The organism is Pseudomonas sp. p1(2021b), from assembly GCF_020151015.1.
GTDB lineage: Bacteria > Pseudomonadota > Gammaproteobacteria > Pseudomonadales > Pseudomonadaceae > Aquipseudomonas > Aquipseudomonas putida_K.
Genome location: NZ_CP083746.1, coordinates 1,262,830 through 1,283,284 on the forward strand (window position 1 = coordinate 1,262,830; position 20,455 = coordinate 1,283,284).

Here is a 20,455-nt window from a genome sequence, read left to right on the forward strand (position 1 = left end):
TCCTGCAAAACACTTTCTCATCTAAGACTAAGGTCGTCTGGTTGGCAGCCTTCGGCGGCATAAAGTAAGGGCGGGTTCTCCCTTATTTGTGCTGCTAGGACAACAACAATGAACGACAGCATCTACCAGTCGATACAGAACAGCCCCCGCTTCAAGGAGCTCGTCACCAAGCGCGAGCGCTTCGCCTGGATTCTCTCGGCGATCATGCTCGGCCTCTACTGCGCCTTCATCCTTCTCATCGCCTATGGCCCGCAGGTACTGGGCGCCAAGCTCAGCCCCGATTCGTCGATCACCTGGGGCATCCCCCTGGGCGTCGGCCTGATCGTCGCGGCGTTCGTCCTCACCGCCATCTACGTGCGCCGTGCCAACGGCGAGTTCGATGAGCTGAACAAGGCCATCCTGAAGGAGGCGCAACAATGATCCGCCATCCAGCCAAAGCCCTGGCCGTCCTGGCCTGCGGCGCTTTCGCACCCGCCGTGTGGGCCGCCGATGCCCTGACCGGCGAGGTGCACAAGCAGCCGCTCAACGTCTCGGCGATCGTCATGTTCGTGGCCTTCGTCTGCTTCACCCTGGGCATCACCTACTGGGCCTCCAAGCGCAACAAGTCGGCGTCCGACTACTATGCCGCCGGTGGCCGCATCACGGGCTTTCAGAACGGCCTGGCGATCGCCGGTGACTACATGTCGGCGGCCTCCTTCCTGGGGATTTCCGCCCTGGTGTTCACCTCCGGCTACGACGGCCTGATCTACTCGATCGGCTTCCTCGTCGGCTGGCCGATCATTCTCTTTTTGATCGCCGAACGCCTGCGCAACCTGGGCAAGTACACCTTCGCCGACGTCGCTTCGTACCGCCTCGGGCAGAAGGAGATCCGCACCCTGTCGGCCTCAGGCTCCCTGGTGGTGGTGGCGTTCTACCTGATCGCCCAGATGGTCGGTGCCGGCAAGCTGATCCAGCTGCTGTTCGGCCTGGACTACCACGTCGCGGTGATCCTGGTGGGTATCCTGATGTGCCTGTACGTCCTGTTCGGCGGCATGCTGGCCACCACCTGGGTTCAGATCATCAAGGCCGTGCTGCTGCTCTCCGGCGCCAGCTTCATGGCGCTGATGGTGATGAAACACGTGGGCTTCGACTTCAACACCCTGTTCTCCGAAGCGATCAAGGTGCACGCCAAGGGCGAGGCGATCATGAGCCCGGGCGGCCTGGTCAAGGACCCGATCTCGGCGTTCTCCCTGGGCCTGGCACTGATGTTCGGCACCGCGGGCCTGCCGCACATCCTGATGCGCTTCTTCACCGTCAGCGACGCCAAGGAAGCACGCAAGAGCGTGCTCTACGCCACTGGCTTCATCGGCTACTTCTACATCCTGACCTTCATCATCGGCTTCGGCGCGATCCTGCTGGTCAGCACCAACCCCGACTTCAAGGACGCCGCTGGCGCCCTGATCGGCGGCAACAACATGGCGGCGGTGCACCTGGCCAATGCCGTGGGCGGCAGCGTATTCCTGGGCTTCATCTCGGCCGTGGCCTTCGCCACCATCCTGGCGGTGGTCGCCGGCCTGACCCTGGCCGGCGCCTCGGCGGTGTCCCATGACCTGTACGCCAGCGTGATCTGCAAGGGCAAGGCCAACGAGAAGGACGAGATCCGCGTGTCGAAGATCACCACCATCGCCCTGGGCGTGCTGGCGATCGGCCTGGGCATCCTGTTCGAGAAGCAGAACATCGCCTTCATGGTGGGCCTGGCCTTCTCCATCGCCGCCAGCTGCAACTTCCCGGTGCTGCTGCTCTCGATGTACTGGAAGAAGCTGACCACCCGTGGCGCCATGATCGGTGGCTGGCTGGGCCTGGTGAGCGCGGTGGGCCTGATGATCCTCGGCCCGACCATCTGGGTGCAGATCCTCGGCCACGAGAACGCCATCTACCCGTACGAGTACCCGGCGCTGTTCTCCATGCTCATTGCTTTCGTCGGCATCTGGTTCTTCTCGGTCACCGACAAGTCCAAGGCGGCCGAAGGCGAGCGTGCGCTGTTCTACCCGCAGTTCGTGCGCTCGCAGACGGGCCTGGGCGCCAGTGGGGCGGTGTCTCACTGACCCCCGCCCGCTGAAAGAAAAAACGCCCCGCCAGCCCGGGGCGTTTTCATTGGGCCAGGAAATTTCGCACCGATGTAAGACGCGTCAACGGCGCGTTGGGAAGCGTCTGGTTCAAAGCACAAGGCCAACTGGCCACACTTTTCCTCGTTGGCTTATCAGGCCAGGGCTCACGCAATGCAACGAGGAGGAATCGTGGGAAGAACAAGGCTTTGGGGCGTCGTCCTGGGCATCTCGATACTGGTGATGGGGGCATATCCACCCTTGGCCTGGGCCGAGAAGCGATACATCACCGCGACCTACAGCCATAGCACGGGCAAGCTCACCTACGACCTACCGTATGTGCCTTATTGCAGGTACTTCCCAAGCTTTTGCTGGCCCGGCCACGAGCTCTACCATACGGTGGAAATCCCTTTTCATTTCACCACCACCACCAAGAGGGACAATGGCGTCTATCAACGCATGAACATCATGTACCCCTACCGTGCGAAGCGAGGGGTGCTTTCGAGCCCGGAAGGGGGCTCCCACCGGTTCGAGCTGACCCTCCTGGCGCTGGGCCTCGAGGTCACCAATGACTGGGTGAATGTCAGGCACCCCTTTGTAGGGTGGCCCGACCCGGAAAGCAGGTGTATAGGCCATGCCAGCCCGGAAGGCCGTACCATGGTCGTCGTAGGGCGACATATCGACAACTCTGGCTGGTGTTATGGGCGTCGGCCGTCCGCTGCGGAAAGTAACCTCGTCTATGAGGTTCGCACGGCAGGTGCCGCGTTCCGATTGGATGTCCCCACCCTCAAATCCATGGCACCTGGGGTCTATCGAGGCAGTATTCGCTACACCGTCGGCGAAAAGTACCGTGATTTCAACACCGGTGAGGGGCTGTTGTCCCTGAGTACGGACGCCTTCGAGCTGGAGGTCCAACTGACGGTCAAGTCGGACCTGAAGATCGATTTTCCGCCGGGCTCGGATCGCGCGGTACTGGAGCCACCCCGAGGCTGGAGCGCATGGCGCGGCGGGCGGGTGCCACCTGAATTGAAGCGCGACTTGCCATTTCGGCTCAGCGTGAATGGGCCGTTCACCGTCAGGCTCGATTGCCAGGATGGCGCCCTGTGCTACTTGTACAACGCGCAGCGTGACCGGGTCCCGCTCAAGGGCGGGTTGACGATGCCGGGAGTGACCTGGCAAGGGCGTGAAGTGCTCAATACCGCCATCGGCACCGACCCCACACGCTTCGAGGTATCGCGGCCAGTCGTCAACAGCCCTTCGGTCTTGCACCTGAAGGTTCGGGATGTGGGGGACATGCTTCGTAATCCTGGTACCTATAGGGGCTTGGTCGTCGTGGTGTTCGATTCGGCGCTGTAGTCAGGCTGACGGGCCGCCCACATCGCTTAGGAAATTTCATCAAATCGCCCGGAGGTTTCTTCTTAAAGGCGTCGGCTGCTGTCCTCACACTTCTCATCCCGTCGTTGGCGCGCTATGGGTGCGCCAGGGTTGACCAGCGAGCGCTGGCATGAGCGTGTCCGGAGGAGAGGCATGAAAACAATGAAAGACAGTCTGCCCAGGTGCCCGTCTGGCGAAGGACGCCGTCGGCTGGCCGAACTGTCATTGCGCGCCCTGTTGTTCCTGGCGGTGCTCCTGGGCAGTTGGCCGACCTTGGCCGCCGAGGTACGCATCATGGCCAAGTACCGCAGTGGCGTGCTTACCATCGAGGCGCCAGCAGCGGCGTATTGCCAGCGATGGCCGGAGTTGTGCGGCGCTAGCCATCCGCTGGGGCAGACCTTGGCGATACCGGTCAGCTATACCAAACGCTACGACGCCAGCGAGGCGCGCCCAGACCGTGATCGGCTCTACGTGAAAATGCCGGGCAAGCGCAGCGGGGAGTTGCTCGGCGCGACCGGTGGCGCTCATGCATTCGAACTGGAGTTCCTCACGATCGCCCAGGAAGTCGATGTCACCGCAGCCTACAACCCCGTGCAGTTCGACGTGCTCGGTTCATGCGACCTGCTGCGGCGCAGCGACCGCCACCAAATCATGATGGGGGTATGGCAGATCAGGGATTCCAGCCAGGGGTGCTATTCGGCTCGCGGGCAACTGGTGGCCTTCAATATCTCGGTGGCGAACCTGGGGGCAGCGTATCGCCTGCTGATTCCCGGGCTCAAGACCATGAAGCCGGGGACGTATTCAGGGCGGATCAGCTATCGCATCGGGGCCTCCGGGGACATCGATTTTGGCAACAATGTCTCGGCCAGTGACGGTGGGCTGGATATCGTGCTCGACCTGACCATCGAGCGCGATATCCAAGTGGACTTTCCCCCCGGCAGCGATCGAGCGGTACTGGAGCCGCCCGGGGGCTGGCTGCGCTGGGCGGGTAGCCGGTCGCCCGACCGGCTCAGTCGCGACATTCCGCTTCGTGTGACCAGCGAAGGTGGCTTTGGCGTATATCTGCGCTGCCAATACGCCCCCTCGGTGGATAACTGTGGCCTGCGCAACGCACAAGGCAAGGAAGTGCTGCTCTTCACCCGGCTGTCATTGCCCGGCGCCACCTCGGGGGGCAATGCGGCGGCCAACGTCCCGTTACCTGCCGACGAGCATGGCATGCGGGTCTTCGACATTGCGCAGCCGTTCGTGGGGCGGCCAGGCACGCTGCATTTCGTCATTGAACGCGATGGCGTGAAGGCCATGCTCGAAGACCCCGGCAGCACCTACCAAGGGCAGGTCACCGTTATTTTCGACGCGCGCATTTAACGAAGACGTTCATGCCCATGCGCGAGGTCCGACAGTGTCTTTAGGAAATTTCCTGTTTTGTTTAGGAAGTATCCGACTTTTCATATCCGCCATTCCAAGAACAATAGATCCAATGGTAGTCAATTGGCCACTATCGGAAAAATGCCAAGGCCAAATTGTTGATTAGTAAAGGATGACACTCCATGAAAGTTCTGATCGTGGACGACCACCCCTTCATCCGTTCCAGCGTGAGCATCCAGCTGCGCCAGGACCGTCTCGAGGTGGTTGGCCAGGCGGACAATGGCGTCGATGCCGTGCGCCTGGTACGCGAGTGCTCGCCTGACCTGGTGGTGCTGGACCTTGTCCTGCCGGACATGGATGGGTTGCAAGTACTGGTGCGGATCCGTGAAATGCCACGGCCGCCCAAGGTGCTGGTGCTCACTTCCCAGCTGGCGGATTTCTTTTCCCTGCGTTGCATGCGGGCGGGTGCATCGGGGTTCCTGTCCAAGAGCGACAGCCTGCAGGAGTTGAGCAAGGCGGTGCTTGCCCTGCGGTCGGGCTACAGCTATTTCCCCGACGTGTCGTTCAGCTCGGTCAACCACGGCGACATGATCGCCAGCGAGGCCCAGCGCATCGCTTCGCTGAGCAATCGCGAGGTGATCATCCTGCAATACCTGGCCCGGGGCATGAGCAACAAGGCCATCGGTGAACTGATGCTGCTCAGCAACAAGACGATCAGCACCTACAAGACGCGCCTGCTGGAAAAACTCAGGGTGGGCTCGGTGATCGAGCTGGCCGACCTCGCACGCCGCAACTTCCTGATCTAGAACCCCTCCTGTGCCCTTACCTCTTTTATTGGCGGCCTTGCTCTACTGCATCGCCGTAGGGTTCGCCCATGGTGCCCCACAGCTCAACCCGCCCACGCTTTCGCAAGGGGCGAGCCCTGAGCTGGATAATCGGCAATTACGTTGGTTATGGGAGCGCCGGACTTTGCGCCTGGGCGTGCTCGACCAGGAGAACCCGCCCCTGGATATCCTGGGGACCGGCCTGAGCTTCGAAGGCATCACCGCCGACTACGCCAGCCTGTTGGCCGCGCAGCTGCGGTTGCAGGTACAGGTGAAGGTCTTCAGCACCTTCGAGGAGGCCGTCACGGCCCTGCGCGACGGTCGTATAGACCTGCTTGGCTCGGTGACCGCCCAGCGCGCCCGCGAGGCCGGGTTGCGCCTGTCCCGGCCCTATGCCAGCGACCAGCCGACATGGCTTGGCCCCGCGCCCAACGGCCGTGTCGTGGCCGATGCCGACATGCCGTTCCGGCTGGCGATGCTCGACGGCTATCGCCCTGTGGCGCACGTTCGCGCCCGTTACCCCCGGGCCCGGATCCAGACCTACCCGTCGCCGGCCAGCGCCTTGGCTGCGCTGGCGCTCGACCAGGCCGACCTGTACCTGGGCAGCGCTTTGGGCGTGCGCTACGTGCTGGGGCGTAACCAGGCCGCCGGCATCGAGGAAATCGGCCGTGCAGGGTTGCCCGAACAGAGCGTTGGGTTCGCCATGGCCGATGACGGCAGCCCCCTGGCACACTTGGTCGACCTGGCCCTAGAAGGCCTCACGGTGCCCCAGAACCTGGAGGTGAGCGAACGCTGGCGTCCCATCGTGATCGACACCCACCAGCCCCAGCCGCTGCAACTGAGCGAGGCCGAGGAGCGTTGGCTGCAGGAAAACCCGCGTGTCACGGTGCTGGCGGACGAACAGCTGCTGCCCTTGAGCTACCGGGATGCCAATGGCAAGTGGCGTGGCTTGAGCCTGGATATCCTGCAACTGATCGGCCGTCGGACAGGCCTGCATTTCGACGTTCAGCCGGGTGGCACCATCGAACAGATGATCCAGCGTCTGCGCCAGGGCCAGGCGCAGTTGATCGCCGGCCTGCCGGAGAGCCCGGGGCGCCGGCGCGAGCTGGCGTTCAGCCGCGCCTACCTGAGCGCTTCGCGGGTGTTGGTCACGCGTGACACCCCCCAGGCACCGACCGAGTTGGTGCAGTTCGAACACCAGCGCCTGGCCCTGATCAAGGGGAGCGCTGCCCAGGAGCTTCTTCGGCAACGCTACCCGTCGATCCGCCAATTACCGGTTGCCACGCCGCTCGCTGCCCTGCATGCGGTCGCCCGGGGGCAGGCCGAAGCCGCAATGCTGACGTTCGACGATGCGCGCCTGCTGATCACCCGCTGGTACCCTGGGCGCCTGAAAATCAGCGCCAGCCTCGCCCTGCCACCGGTTCACTTCGCCCTGGCCAGCGTGCGTGGCGCCACGGAGCTGCAAGGGATCGTCAACAAGGCCATGCTCAGCCTCGCGCCCCAGGAAATCGACTCGCTGGTGCGGCGTTGGCGCAACCCGATGATCGTTGCCGACGGCATGTGGCCGCACTACCGATCCAAAGTGGTGCTGGGCTTTGCCGTGGCGTTGCTGCTGCTGGCCTTGGCTTTGTTGTGGATCCGCTACCTGCGTCGTCTGCAACTGCAATTGCGCCGGGCCAAGCAGGAGGCCGAACAGGCCAACCAGGCCAAGACCCATTTCCTCGCCACCATGAGCCACGAGATCCGTACCCCGCTGCATGCCGTGCAAGGCATGCTGGAGCTGGCCCAGCGCAAGGCTGCCCAGGGCGTACTGGACCGTCTGGCCATCGAAGTGGCCAGCGATGCCGCACGGGGCCTGCTCGAGCTGATCGGCGACATCCTCGATATCACCCGCATCGAGGCCGGGCACCTGCAACTGGTGCTTGAACGGGTCTGCCTGTATGACCAGGTGGCGCGGGTGGTGCAATTGTTCGAGCAGCAAGCCAAAGGCAAGGGGCTTGAACTGCGCCTGGATACCCATGGGCAGGTCGATGCCCATGTGATGCTCGACCCGTTGCGTTTCAAGCAAGTGCTGGCGAACTTGCTGAGCAATGCCATCAAGTTCACCCCGCGCGGTCATGTGCGGGTCGTACTGCGAGCCGAACAGCAGGCGCAACGGCTGCTGGTGGAGTTGCACGTGGAGGATACCGGTATCGGTATCGACGCCTCGGAGATCGACGCCCTCGGGCAGCCGTTCAAGCAGGCCAGCAATCAGTGCCAGTCTGCCCGTAACAGCACGGGGCTGGGTTTGGGTATCAGCCGCAGCCTGTGTGAAATGATGGGCGGAGGCTTGCACCTGCACAGTGTGTTGGGGCAGGGCACGCGGGTGGACGTACGCCTGGATCTGGCGCTGCTGCCCGAGGGTGAAATGAGCGAGCCGGCCATCGCCCCCTATGCCGAGGGTGGCGAGATGCGCCTGCGGGTGCTCGTGGTGGACGATTACCCGGCCAATCGACTGCTGCTGGCCCAGCAGTTGGATTTCCTGGGCCATCAGGCGCGGGTGGCCGAAGACGGGGCCCAGGCGCTGCGGTTGTGGTTGAAGGAACATTTCGATGTGGTGATCAGCGACTGCAATATGCCCCGCCTCAATGGCTACGCGCTGGCCCGGGCGATCCGCGAGCATGAGCGACGCAGCGGCAGGCCGCGGTGTCGCCTGATCGGCCTGACGGCCAGCGCCATGGTGCGCGAGCGTCGGCGTTGCCGTGCGGTCGGCATGGACGATTGCTTGTTCAAGCCGCTCGGGCTGGACAGCCTGCAACGCACCTTGGTCAGTTGCAGCGCATCGAGCGAAGAGCAACCGATGCTCGACCTGGCGCACTTGGAGCATCTGGTAGGCAGGGACCGGTCCGCGCTCAAGGCCTTGCTCAGCGACCTGCGCAGCAGCAACCGGGAGGACCTGCAGCGCCTGGAGGCCCTGGGCGACGATGCGCGGGCGCTCTCGGAGCTGGCGCACCGGGTCAAGGGCGGAGCACGCATCGCCCGGGCCGAGCGCTTGTACGCCGTGTGTGAACAGCTCGAACGCAGCTGTGCCGCAACGCCTATGGATATCGCCGCGTTACGCAAGGACGTGCATGCATTGCGTGGGGTGATGCTGCGGCTGGAGCGGCAATTGGCAGGCGAGGCGGCGCGGGGTGTCCAAGGCTGAGCGTTGATTGGCCTGGCCTAGGAAATTTCCACAAAACGCTCGGAGCGGTCCTGTATTTGTGCCCACGTCGCTTGCTGATAATTCTCTCCGTCAGCCGCCAAGTGCTGATTGAAAATTCTAGTTTTTCAAGGAGATGAATGAATGAAAGCGCGTTATCTGGCAATCCCTTTCCTGATGTTGACCGCAGGCTCGGCGTTTGCCGCCGAGACGATCGAGAAGCAGATCCAGGTCATCGCCTCGGTGCCGACTGCGCAGTTCTATGTCGAACCGGTCGGCAACTGGATGGATGATCCACAGGAGCTGATCTACAACTCGCAGCGTGGGGATTTCTCCGAGGTTCGTCGCCAGTTCCAGGCCAAGAGCACCATCGGGCCGATCAAGGCTTTCCTGACGACCCAGCCGGAGCTGGTCAGCGGCATCGACAAGTTCAGCTTGAAAGTGAACATGGCCGGCAAGGACCTGGGCCTCACGCCTGTCGAACTGCTCAACCAGGCCCAGGCCAGTGCAGGCACCGTGATGGACTTCCGCATCATTGCCGAGAAGCCTGCCGGTGGCTACGTGCCGGGTTCCTACCAAGGCATGGTCAACATGATGTTTGAAAGCGCGGCTCCTGGCGGCGCCTGATCCTTTCGCGCTTATACCTCCTCGCTCAACATCCATAGTCTCCCCTGGCTGCCCGGCGTCCGCCGGGTGGTCGGGGCGGGCATTGCCTATGGAAAAGGTCATGTTCTGCTTCTTCGTACGTTCCCGTCGCTTGTGCCATTGGCTGGCCCTTGGCGCCTGCCTGATCCCTTTGCAGGGCTGGGCCCAGACGCAGGCCCCGCCTTCGGTGGTACGCCAGTTCGAGGGGCTGCCCCGCGAATTCGAGTCGCACTTCTTCGATGTGCCCCTGGCCGTGCGGGTCGAACTGGATGGCCGTTACCTGGGGGATGCCATGGTCATCCTGACCCGTGACGAGCGGGTGCAGTTGCTCGAGTTCACCGATATCACGGAAAGCCGCGAGCCGCCTGCGCTGCGTCGCATCTGGCAGGAGCGCCTGGCCGCTGGGCGCCTGTTGGGCGACTGCACGAAGAACTGCCCGGACGGGCTGCAGGCGATCCACTACAGCCTGGCCAACTCCCAGCTTTCGTTGCTGACCGCCAATGCCGAGAAAGAAGGGCAGCCGGCGCGTTATCACAGCATGCCCGAGGCCGGCAGCATGGGGTTGCTGCTGCGCAACCAGCTCAACCTGGTGCATGACGGCAACGACACCACGGGCCGTGTCGCCTTCCAGGGCCAGGGCAGCCTGGGTAACTGGACCACCTACGCCGATGCCCAGGCCGACCGTGTCAGCGAGCGCCAGGGCGGCACCCGCTATCGCATGGACCAACTGTATGCCGAGCACCTGCTCGAACAGCATTTCTTCCGCCTGGGTTATTTCACCCCCGGCGCACAGGGCCTGACCCGCCAGCCGACGCTGCTGGGCGATAGCCCCGACACCACCCTTGGCGTGATGTTCGGCAGCAGCGACAGCCTGCTGATCGACAACGGCCAGCCCAGCTCCACGCCGATCTACGTCACCCCGAACCGCCAAGGCGTCGCCGAGATCTACCGCAACGGCGTGCTGATCAACAGCCAGCCAGTGCAACCGGGCCTGCAGACCCTCGACACCCGGGTGCTGCCCGGCGGCATCTACGAGGTGGAGGTGCGCCTGCTGGAGGACGGCCAGGAAACCTCGCGCACCGAGGCGTTCATCTACAAGCCGTCCAACTGGAGCAACCCCGAGAGCCGCTGGCGCTACAACCTCTACCTCGGCCAGCAGACCAGCCTGCTGAACAACTGGGATTACCAGCGTCGCGACGGTCTGGGGGCCGGGGTGATGTCCAACTATCTCCTGCATCCGCGCGCCGTGCTCGGGCTTTCGGCCCAGCAGGTGGATGAGCGCATGCAATACGGCACCTCGCTGGACTGGGATGCGCTCGAGCGCTTGAAGCTCTATGGCAACGTCAACTACACCGAGGACCGCGGCACTGGCTACGACCTGCAGGCGATCCATTCCTACGACCAGGGCTCGCTGGTGTTCAGCCACAGCCAGTCGTGGGTCGAGACTGGCCTGCGAGAGCGGGGCGAGCCGTCCCGGCAGGAGCAACGCAGCCAGTCGAGCCTGTCGTTGAGCCACCGGGTCACCCAGCGCAGCAGCGCGACCGTGCGCCTGTCCCACAGCAGTGGGGCGGCCAGCGGCCTGGGCGTCGACCTGGGCTGGGCGTTCTTCGGCAAGATGCTGGGGACAGACACCAACTGGCGCCTGTCGGTGTTCGACCGCCCTGGCACGTCCAGCAGCGGCGATGCACGCAGCCGTGGCGTCAACCTGAGCCTGAGCATGAACCTCGGCGGGCCAGGCAAGCGCATCGCCGCCAGCGTGGGTAGCCGTACCTCGCGCGATGGCGGTAGCGACCGACATGGGTCGTTGTCCTACCAGCAGGACGTTGACTTCGGCCCCCTGCAAAGCCTGGGCGCCAGCACCACCTTCGACCGTTATGGCGCCGGGTTCGGAGGCAATGCCCAATTGCAGGGTGAAAGCCTGTACGGCGACGCCTACGCCCAGACCTCGACGCTCAACAACAAGCTCAGCGCCGGCCTGAACCTGCAGAGCATGGTCGCCTTCGGCGGCGGCAAGATGGCAGTGAGTGGCCAGTACCTGTCCCATGAGGCCGGGCTGATCGTCGATGTCGATTCCGACATGGAGGGGCTGAAGCTGCGCGCCGACGATTACCAAGGCACCAGCGCTGTCCTGCACCCGGGGCGCAACATCATTCCCGTCACCGCGTTCAAGTCCGGCTATGTGCAGTTCGATTTCGAGGCCGACGATGCCCCGGCGGCGGTGATCCAGCCGTCGAGCCTCGACTACCACCTCAACCGCGGTGGCGTGGAGTACCGCCAACTGCATGTGATGCGTACGGTCACCGTGTTTGGCCGGCTGCTCGACGAGAAAGGCCAGCCCATCCGTGGGGCGCACGTGATCAACCACGCCAGCCGGGGGGTGAGCGAGGTGGATGGCTACTTCTCGGTGGAAATGAGCCAGGCGACACCCACCCTGGAGATCCGCCAGGCCGGCGCGGTCAGCTGCCTGCTGAGCCTGCCGCTGGACTCGCTGGTGCATGAAGGGGACGTGGTAATGGCAGGCGACCAGGTGTGTCGCACCGCCAGCCTGGCCGACCGGGGCGATGTCCGCTGAGCGCGGCATCAGCAGATGGACCCACCCTCCGGCAAGGTTGCCGGGGGTGGCTTGAGACGAAATGGGAGGTCGATGATGCAAGCATTCAAATCACTGTGTCTGGCGCTGCTGCTGGTACCCCTGGCAGCCCACGCTGGGCCGGAGCTCAATGTCGGGTCGTTGTACGACTACCTGGATGAAGGCAAGAGCACCGTGCTCAAGCGTATTCACAACGCAGGCGATACCACGGCATTCGTCAAGGTCAGCATCGCTGAGCTGGTCTACGGGCCGGACGGGGTGCCGCGTGAGGTGGACATCGAGCACCTGCCCCTCGATCAGCGCGCCGTGGTGGCCAGCCCGGCGCGCCTGATCGTGCCGGCCCGGGGCATGCAGTCGGTGCGCCTGCTGTACCGGGGCGTGCGGGACAAGGAGCGCTACTTCCGCCTGCGCTTCGTCCCCGTGCTGCCGGAGAAGAACGACGGTTTCGCGATCAGCGAACAGGAGGCGAAGGATTACAGCGACACGCTCAAGGCGGGCATCCAATTGCTGGCCGGCTATGGCACGCTGCTGTTCGTGCGCCCCCAGGGCAGCCGTTTCAGTACGCCATTGCTGCGCGAGGGCGCGGATTTCGTGGTGACCAACCAGGGCAACGCCACCGTGGTTCTCGACAATTTCCGCCATTGTGCCGGTGACGGGCATGAATGCTCGGCCGCTACCAAGTACCACCTGTTGCCAGGCGTCACCCGCAAGTTCCCCCAACAGCCTGGGCGCGAATACCGTTTCCAGTTGCAGGAAGGTGGCCGGCACCAGGAGCTGGCCTTCAAGGATTGATCCCTGTGAACGAGTGCCCAGCTATTGAGGAGTGAGCCCCGATGTCATTGCGCTGCCTGCCTGCGTCACTGCGAGTTGCCCTGGCGTTGCTCTTGCTGAACCTGGTGCCCGTGTCGGAGGCGGCCGATATCACGATTGGCGCGCGCTATCGCGCCGATGCTGGCAACCAGTATGTGCGGTTCGGTTCGTCCAATGAATGGATCTGCTCTAGCTGGCCGGCCCTGTGCAAAAGTGCATCGGAAAACGCAGTGGACCTGCCGTTCGGCATGTATTACAAAACCACGCTCAAGGACAGGGGCCTACGCGAGCAATACTACGTCAAGGTGCCGCCGCCACGTGCCCTGGAGGTGCGGCGCGTAGGTGGGCACGAGGCCTTGAACCTGGTATTCGAGGTGACCCATGTCAGCCAATACGCAATCGTGATGGCCGAAAGCCCGGTGCGCAACAACAGCCCGATCGCCACGGAGCGTGTCGGTGGTACGTGTAACGTCGTGCGTGCTCCATTGGCCTTCACCGGAGGTACCTTTCAATGGCAATTCTGGGGGCGCGACAACAAGAACTGCTGGTCCAGCAGTGAGTTAGGGAACGTTGGCGACATGAGGGTTTCGGGGGTAAGTCGAACGGGCATCGGTTACAAGCTCAGTTTGCCCTCACCGACCAAGATCGTATCGGGTATTTATCGCGGAAGCCTGGTCTTTACCGTGGGAGACGTCAATTCCGACTTCGATTTCGGTGAAGGAACACGAGGGCTGGTGTCGTCCTTGACGATCGATTTCGAACTGGACCTACGTCATGAGCTGAAGGTGGATTTCCCACCCGGCTCCGACCGGGCAGTGCTCGAACCGCCAGGCGGCTGGTTGGCCTGGCCGGGTGGGCGTGTCCCGCCGCAACTGGCTCGGGACTTGCCGTTTCGGTTGACCGCATCCGGCCCGTTCACCGTGCATGCGGCCTGCGAATATCCGTTGGAAGGATCGGGCTTTTGCAGGATCTTCAATGAAAATGGGGACCAAGCGGTGGTGGACCTGGCGATGTCGCTCCCCGCTGGCGTGAAGTACAACAATGGGCCGGTGCAGCGGCTGAGGATTCCTGCCAATGCCGCTCGCCCCATGAGGCTCGTACCGGACGTGGCGACCAGCGCTTTGCCCGGTACCGTGCATTTCTCGGTCAGGGAGTCATGGGTGGAAAGGATGCTGCAGCAACCGGGGAGCACCTACCGAGGTGCAATAACCCTGCTCTTCGATGCAGAAGTGCTCTAGGGGCCTGCCTTGGAAATAAACTGTTCACTTTTGGCGGCGTCCCGGGCGCCTTGGCCGAACCCCAAGCCACTCGCCAAAAGAGAACGTATTTCCCAGACAGGGCACTCGCTCATATCATGCCCAGGAGCAGCAAGACGAGCAGTATCACCAGCACCACACCGATGATGCCGGACGGGCCATAGCCCCAGCTACGCGAATGGGGAAAGACCGGTAAGCCACCGATCAACAGCAGGATCAGGATGATGATGAGGATCGTGGTCATGGTGGAGTCCTTGCGTTTGTTCGAAGGGTAAGGGCTCGTGAAGGCTGGCCTCTTGATAGTTCCGACTGGCGCGGCTGGGGAAAGATTCCATCGGAACGTGGTGCGCTTTCCCCGGCCTGGCGTCCCTCAGGTATGCTGGCGTCTTTTCGTTGGCAGGGGGCCTGGGTGGTCAATTACGTCTGGTTCTTCATGGCTGCGCTGTTCGAGATCGGCGGTTGCTATGCCTTCTACCTGTGGCTACGCCTGGGCAAGAGCGCCTGGTGGGTGGTGCCGGCGCTGGCCAGTCTGACGCTCTTCGGCCTGATCCTGACCCGTGTCGAAGCGGCCTATGCGGGCCGTGCATACGCCGCCTACGGCGGGATCTACATCGTCGCTTCGCTGCTCTGGCTGGCGCTGGTGGAGCGTGCCAGGCCGCTGGGCAGCGACTGGCTGGGGGCGTTGTTGTGCGTGCTGGGGGCGACCCTCATCGTATTCGGTCCGCGCCTGCAACACGGCTGAATTTGTAGGGCAAATTTACCGCATTGTGTAGGAAGTATCTAAATACTGGTCGATGCATTGTGCGGCTGAATGTACCCCAGGCAGTCTCTGGTTTTCCGTTGGGTTGGAGGATCTGAGCATGCTGGTGTTCACACGCGAGATTGGAGAAGGCATCGTCATTTGCGATGACATCTACATCAAGGTGGTGTCGTCCAAGGACAAGGCCGTTCGCTTCGGCATCAGCGCGCCGCTCGAGGTGCAGGTGCATCGGGAAGAGGTGTACCGGCGCATCAAGGCCAACCAGGCAAACGAAGCGCCTGCCGGCCTGGGCGCCGGGCCAGGAACACCTAGTCGAGCAATTCCCGGGGCACCTCATGCCGGGCCAGCAGCTGGCACTGTTGGCTCTCCAGGTCGAAGAGGATGAACGCCTGCCCCTTGGCCAAGGCCTGGCGCACCCGCAGCACGCGGGTTTCGAGGGGGGTGTCGTCGCCATTGTCGGTACCGTCGCGGGTGACGAAGTCTTCGATCAGGCGGGTCAGGGTATCGGCTTCGAGTTGGTCGTAGGGGATCAGCATGGTTGTACGGTCTTGGCTGGGAAGCGGCATGCTCCCATAGATTGATGCAAAGCTGTAGCGGGTCCGGCGAAGTTGCTTTGGCGTCTGAGAGACCGAGCGCCGCCCGCGCGGCGCTCGGTCTTCCAGGCGCCTCCAATCTCAAGACCTCCCCACCAAACTGTCCACCGGCGGCACCCGCGTCTCGCTTTCCATCTGCGCCTCGTGCTCCAGCTGGTGGCTGAAGCGCTCCAGGGAGGCGTTGGCCGGGTGCGAGTCGCTGGCGAACACGGGCGGGCTCAACAGGTAGCTGGCGAGCAGCTTGCTCAGGGCCGCCAGGCTGTCGATATGGGTGCGCTCATAGCCGTGGGTGGCATCGCAACCGAAGGCCACCAGCGCGGTGCGGATATCGTGGCCTGCGGTCACGGCTGAATGGGCATCGCTGAAGTAGTAGCGGAACAGGTCGCGGCGCACCGGCAGGTCGTGGTCGCCGGCCAGTTTCAGCAAGTGGCGCGAGAGGTGGTAGTCGTAAGGGCCGGAGGAGTCCTGCATGGCCACGCTCACCGCATGTTCGCTGGACGCCTGGCCCGGCGCCACCGGCGCGATATCGATTCCAACGAACTCGCTGACATCCCAGGGCAGGGCCCCGGCGGCGCCGGAACCGGTTTCCTCGGTGATGGTGAACAGCGGGTGGCAGTCGATCAGCGGTTGGCGGCCGCTTTCCACCACGGCCTTGAGCGCGGCCAGCAGCGCCGCCACGCCGGCCTTGTCGTCCAGGTGACGAGCGCTGATATGGCCGCTTTCGGTGAACTCCGGCAGCGGGTCGAAGGCCACGAAATCGCCGATGGCCAGCCCCAGGGCCTCGCAGTCGGCGCGGGTGGCGCAGTAGGCGTCCAGGCGCACTTCCACATGTTCCCAGGTGATCGGCATCTGGTCGATGGCGGTGTTGTAGGCGTGCCCGCTGGCCATCAGCGGCAGCACGCTGCCACGGAACACGCCGGTGTCGGTGAACACGCTCACCCGGCTGCCCTCGGCGAAGCGGCTGGACCAACAGCCCACCGGGGCCAGGGCCAGGCGGCCGTTGTCGAGCAATTGGCGCACGCTGGCGCCGATGGTGTCGACATGCGCCGAGACGGCGCGGTCCGGGGAGTTCTGCCGGCCCTTGAGGGTGGCGCGGATAGTGCCGCGGCGGGTCAGCTCGAAGGGAATGCCCAGCTCTTCCAGGCGCTCGGCCACGTAGCGCACGATGGTGTCGGTGAAGCCGGTGGGGCTGGGGATGGCGAGCATTTCCAGGAGCACGCGCTTGAGGTAGTCGAGATCGGGTTCGGGATGTCGGTCGGACATGGGGACTCCTTGGGGGCTTGCGCTAGCTGCTTCGCGGGTAAACCCGCTCCCACAGGTACAGAAGGAGCGGGCGCTGTATCAAGGGTTGGTCTTATGCGCTCCCACAGGCACAAGGCAGGTCTGTGGGAGCGGGTTTACCCGCGAATAGGTCGGCACTGATTCACACCAGCGCCCGGCTATGGGGAAACAACAGGTCAATGAAACGCTCGGCCGTGGGTTGCGGTTCGTGGTTGGCCAGGCCGACCCGTTCGTTGGCCTCGATGATCACGTAGTCCGGGTGCTCGGCATCGCGCACCATCAGGTCCAGGCCCACCACCGGGATATCCAGGGCCCGGGCCGCGCGCACCGCTGCATCGGCCAGCACCGGGTGCAGGCGTTCGGTGACGTCTTCCAGGGTACCGCCGGTGTGCAGGTTGGCGGTGCGGCGCACGGCCAGGCGTTGGCCGGTCGGCAGTACGCTGTCGTACGCCAGGCCTGCGGCACGCAGGGTACGCTCGGTTTCCTCGTCCAGCGGGATACGGCTTTCGCCGCCCGTGGCGGCCTGGCGCCGACGGCTCTGGGCCTCGATCAGTGCCTTGATGCTGTGTTCGCCATCGCCCACCACCTGGGCGGGGTGGCGGATCGCCGCGGCCACCACCTCGAAGCCGATGACCACGATGCGCAAGTCCAGCCCCGGGTGGAAGCTTTCCAGCAGCACCCGGCTGTCGAAGCGGCGGGCCTGCTCGATCGCCTGGCTGATCTCGTCGTGGGTGGTCAGGTTGACCGCCACGCCCTGGCCTTGCTCGCCATCGACCGGCTTGACCACCACCGCGCCGTGCTCTTCGAGAAACGCCAGGTTGTCGTCGGCATTGCCGGCCAGCTGCTGCACCGGCACCCTCAGCCCGGCGTTGTGCAGGGCATGCTGGGTGAGGCGCTTGTCCTGGCACAAGGTCATGCTCACGGCGCTGGTCAGGTCGCTCAGCGACTCGCGGCAGCGCACCCGCCGCCCGCCCAGGCTGAGGGTGAACAGGCCGGCGGCGGCATCGTCCACCTGCACCTCGATGCCGCGCCGGAAGGCCTCGTCGACGATGATGCGGGCATAAGGGTTGAGCTCGGCTTCCGGGCCGGGGCCAAGGAACAGCTGCTGGTTGATGCCGTTCTTGCGCTTGACGGCGAAGGTGGGCAGGTTGCGAAAGCCCAGCTTCTTGTACAGGCGCTTGGCCTGGCGGTTGTCGTGCAACACCGACAGGTCCAGGTAGGCCAGGCCACGGCTCATGAAGTGCTCCACCAGGTGACGCACCAGCACCTCGCCGACGCCAGGGCGGCTGCATTGCGGGTCCACCGCCAGGCACCACAGGCTGCTGCCGTGTTCGGGGTCGTCGAAGGCCTTGCTGTGGTTCAGGCCCATGACGCTGCCGATCACCGCGTTGGTGTCTTCGTCCTCGGCCAACCAGTACACCGGGCCACCCAGGTGGTGCGGTGTGAGCAGGTCAGGGTTGACCGGCAGCATGCCGCGGGCCTGGTAGAGGGCGTTGATCGCCTGCCAGTCGGCTTCGGCCTGGGCGCGGCGGATACGAAAGCCGCGGAACACCCGTTGCGCCGGGCGGTAGTCGGTGAACCACAGGCGCAAGGTGTCCGAGGGGTCGAGGAACAGTTGTTGCGGCGCCTGGGCCAGCAACTGTTGCGGGGCCGCCACGTAGAGGGCAATGTCCCGCTCGCCGGGGCGCTCGTCCAGCAGCGCCTCGGCCAGCACGGCGGGGTCCGGGTAGGTATGGCCGATCAGCAGGCGACCCCAGCCGCAGTGCACGGCGCGCGGTTGGTCGTGGGGTTCGCTGCCGTCGCCTGCCAGGCGCGCCTGCAGGCGCTCGTAGGAGGGCGCTTGCCCTCGCAGCAAGCGTTGGCCGTAGGCCGTTTGGGCTTTCATCGGTCAGATTCCTTGTTCGCTGAGCCACAGGTTCAGGGCCGCCAGCTGCCACAGCTTCGAGCCGCGCAGCGGCGTCAGCTGGTCATGGGGGTTGCTCAGCAGGCGGTCGAGCATCGCCGGGTTGAACAGGCCACGGTCCTGGCTCGGGTCGGTCAGCAGTTCGCGCACCCAGTCCAGGGTGGCGCCTTGCAGGTGCTTGAGGCCGGGCACCGGGAAGTAGCCCTTCTTGCGGTCGATCACCTCATGGGGGATGACCCGCCGTGCTGCGGCCTTGAGTACCTGCTTGCCGCCGTCGGGCAGCTTGAAGCGCGCCGGGATACGCGCCGACAGCTCTACCAGGCGGTAGTCGAGGAACGGCGTGCGCGCCTCCAGGCCCCAGGCCATGGTCATGTTGTCGACGCGCTTGACCGGGTCATCCACCAGCATCACCGTGCTGTCCAGGCGCAGGGCCTTGTCCACCGCGTCGCTGGCGCCGGGGCGGGCGAAGTGCTCGCGGACGAACTCGCCGGCCACATCGGTCTCCAGCAGCCAGGGGGCCTGGACGGTGTCGCGGTATTCGGCGTGGCTACGGTCGAAGAAGGCCTCGCGGTAGGCGGTGTAGGCATCCTCGGCACCATCGACCTGCGGGTACCAGTGGTAACCGGCGAACAACTCGTCGGCGCCCTGGCCGCTCTGCACGCCCTTGCAATGCTTGGCCACCTCCCGTGAGAGCAGGTAGAAGGCGATGCAGTCATGGCTGACCATCGGCTCGCTCATGGCGCGGAACGCCGCCGGCAGCTGTTCGATGATCTCGCGCTCGTCGATGCGCAACTGATGGTGGCGGGTGCCGTAGTGGCGGGCGATCAGGTCCGAGTACTGGAACTCGTCGCCGCGTTCGCCTCCGGCATCCTCGAAACCGATGGAGAAGGTCGACAGGTCGTCCACGCCCACGTCGCGTAACAAGCCCACCAGCAGGCTAGAGTCGACGCCGCCGGAGAGCAGCACGCCGACGTCCACCGCCGCCCGTTGACGAATGGCCACGGCGTCGCGGGTGGCGTCGAGCACGCGGGTGGTCCAGTCGTCCAGGTCCAACTGCTGTTCGTCGGGGTGCGGGCCGTAGTGCAGTTGCCACCAGGTCTCGCGCTGCACTTCGCCATGGCGGTCGATGCGCATCCAGGTGCCTGGCTCGAGCTTCTGCACGTTGGCCAGCAAGGTGCGCGGCGCGGGGACCACAGCATGGAAGTTGAGGTAGTGGTTGAGCGCCACCGGGTCGATCACCGGGTCGATGTCGCCGCCCTTGAGCAGGGCCGGCAGGCTCGAGGCGAAACGCAGGCGCTCGCCGTTGCGCGATAGGTACAGCGGCTTGACCCCGAGGCGGTCGCGGGCCAGGAACAGGCGCTGGTTGTCGCGCTCCCAGATGGCCAGGGCGAACATGCCGTTGAGCTTGGGCAGCAGCGCCGCGCCCCAGGCATGGTAGCCCTTGAGCAGCACTTCGGTGTCGCCGTCGGAGAAGAAGCTGTAACCCAGGCCTTGCAGCTCTTCGCGCAGCTCGGGGAAATTGTAGATGGCGCCGTTGAAGGCCAGCGACAGGCCCAGGGTGTTGTCGATCATCGGCTGGGCCGAGCCGTCGGACAGGTCCATGATTTTCAGGCGTCGATGGCCGAGGGCGATCGGGCCCTGGCTATGAAAGCCCCAGGCGTCGGGGCCACGGGGTGCCAGGTGGTGGGTGATGCGCTCCACCGCGGCGAGGTCCGCCGGGCGAGGGGCTTGGTCGATGGGGGTGAAACGTAACTCTCCTGCTAATCCGCACATAGGTCCTTACCGGTTT

General features: G+C 64.3%; 17 protein-coding genes. 12 read left to right on the forward strand and 5 right to left on the reverse strand.

Features of this window, described 5'->3' with window-relative positions:
* Positions 1 to 108: 108 nt before the first annotated feature.
* The 10 genes from K8374_RS05920 (at position 109) to K8374_RS05965 (ending at position 14,111) form a co-directional block, all read left to right on the forward strand.
* Positions 109 to 420 (forward strand): DUF485 domain-containing protein, encoded by a 312-nt coding sequence (locus K8374_RS05920; protein WP_224458278.1) that lies wholly within the window; start codon positions 109 to 111, stop codon positions 418 to 420.
* A complete protein-coding gene (locus tag K8374_RS05925; RefSeq protein ID WP_224458279.1) occupies positions 417 to 2,084 on the forward strand; it encodes a cation acetate symporter in 1,668 nt (555 codons plus the stop codon). The genes K8374_RS05920 and K8374_RS05925 overlap by 4 nt, the downstream gene beginning before the upstream one ends.
* A gap of 174 nt (positions 2,085 to 2,258) precedes the next feature.
* Entirely contained in the window at positions 2,259 to 3,440 is a 1,182-nt protein-coding gene (locus tag K8374_RS05930) for a hypothetical protein (RefSeq protein WP_224458280.1), read from the forward strand.
* Positions 3,441 to 3,611: 171 nt separating this feature from the next.
* Positions 3,612 to 4,823 carry a hypothetical protein gene (locus K8374_RS05935; protein WP_224458281.1) on the forward strand — a complete coding sequence of 404 codons (1,212 nt, stop codon included), beginning with the start codon at positions 3,612 to 3,614 and terminating at the stop codon, positions 4,821 to 4,823.
* 182 nt (positions 4,824 to 5,005) lie between these two features.
* Entirely contained in the window at positions 5,006 to 5,629 is a 624-nt protein-coding gene (locus K8374_RS05940) for a response regulator transcription factor (protein WP_224458282.1), read from the forward strand.
* A gap of 10 nt (positions 5,630 to 5,639) precedes the next feature.
* Positions 5,640 to 8,831 (forward strand): transporter substrate-binding domain-containing protein, encoded by a 3,192-nt coding sequence (locus K8374_RS05945; RefSeq protein WP_224458283.1) that lies wholly within the window; start codon positions 5,640 to 5,642, stop codon positions 8,829 to 8,831.
* A 141-nt stretch (positions 8,832 to 8,972) separates the two neighbouring features.
* Positions 8,973 to 9,455, forward strand: coding sequence for a CS1 type fimbrial major subunit (locus K8374_RS05950; RefSeq protein ID WP_224458284.1), 483 nt, complete (start codon positions 8,973 to 8,975; stop codon positions 9,453 to 9,455).
* Positions 9,456 to 9,555: 100 nt separating this feature from the next.
* Positions 9,556 to 12,045 (forward strand): CS1-pili formation C-terminal domain-containing protein, encoded by a 2,490-nt coding sequence (locus tag K8374_RS05955; RefSeq protein ID WP_224458285.1) that lies wholly within the window; start codon positions 9,556 to 9,558, stop codon positions 12,043 to 12,045.
* 75 nt (positions 12,046 to 12,120) lie between these two features.
* The gene (locus K8374_RS05960; RefSeq protein ID WP_224458286.1) at positions 12,121 to 12,855 is read left to right on the forward strand and encodes a molecular chaperone; all 735 of its coding nucleotides are present in this window, start codon (positions 12,121 to 12,123) and stop codon (positions 12,853 to 12,855) included.
* Positions 12,856 to 12,896: 41 nt separating this feature from the next.
* On the forward strand, positions 12,897 to 14,111 hold the full coding sequence (locus tag K8374_RS05965; protein ID WP_224458287.1) for a hypothetical protein: 1,215 nt from the start codon (positions 12,897 to 12,899) through the stop codon (positions 14,109 to 14,111).
* Positions 14,112 to 14,220: 109 nt separating this feature from the next.
* On the opposite strand, the gene K8374_RS05970 is transcribed toward K8374_RS05965, so the two are convergent.
* The gene (locus K8374_RS05970) at positions 14,221 to 14,373 is read right to left on the reverse strand and encodes a DUF3309 family protein (RefSeq protein ID WP_003252624.1); all 153 of its coding nucleotides are present in this window, start codon (positions 14,371 to 14,373) and stop codon (positions 14,221 to 14,223) included.
* Positions 14,374 to 14,538: 165 nt separating this feature from the next.
* Here K8374_RS05970 and K8374_RS05975 point away from each other — a divergent pair, with 165 nt between their 5' ends.
* Together K8374_RS05975 and csrA are read left to right on the forward strand one after the other, a co-directional pair.
* Positions 14,539 to 14,871 carry a YnfA family protein gene (locus K8374_RS05975; protein WP_224459280.1) on the forward strand — a complete coding sequence of 111 codons (333 nt, stop codon included), beginning with the start codon at positions 14,539 to 14,541 and terminating at the stop codon, positions 14,869 to 14,871.
* Positions 14,872 to 14,989: 118 nt separating this feature from the next.
* Positions 14,990 to 15,274: a carbon storage regulator CsrA gene (gene csrA / locus K8374_RS26395; protein WP_411969601.1), complete on the forward strand. Its 285-nt coding sequence runs from the start codon at positions 14,990 to 14,992 to the stop codon at positions 15,272 to 15,274.
* Here the strand turns inward: csrA and K8374_RS05985 are convergent.
* From K8374_RS05985 to K8374_RS06000, 4 genes are all read right to left on the reverse strand, one after another.
* Positions 15,198 to 15,425 carry a YheU family protein gene (locus K8374_RS05985; RefSeq protein WP_084854894.1) on the reverse strand — a complete coding sequence of 76 codons (228 nt, stop codon included), beginning with the start codon at positions 15,423 to 15,425 and terminating at the stop codon, positions 15,198 to 15,200. The two genes, csrA and K8374_RS05985, sit on opposite strands and share 77 nt — an antisense overlap.
* A 138-nt stretch (positions 15,426 to 15,563) precedes the next feature.
* Positions 15,564 to 16,745: an osmoprotectant NAGGN system M42 family peptidase gene (locus K8374_RS05990; RefSeq protein ID WP_224458288.1), complete on the reverse strand. Its 1,182-nt coding sequence runs from the start codon at positions 16,743 to 16,745 to the stop codon at positions 15,564 to 15,566.
* Positions 16,746 to 16,905: 160 nt separating this feature from the next.
* On the reverse strand, positions 16,906 to 18,648 hold the full coding sequence (gene ngg / locus K8374_RS05995) for an N-acetylglutaminylglutamine synthetase (protein WP_224458289.1): 1,743 nt from the start codon (positions 18,646 to 18,648) through the stop codon (positions 16,906 to 16,908).
* Positions 18,649 to 18,651: 3 nt separating this feature from the next.
* A complete protein-coding gene (locus K8374_RS06000) occupies positions 18,652 to 20,439 on the reverse strand; it encodes an N-acetylglutaminylglutamine amidotransferase (protein ID WP_224458290.1) in 1,788 nt (595 codons plus the stop codon).
* Positions 20,440 to 20,455 lie beyond the last annotated feature (16 nt).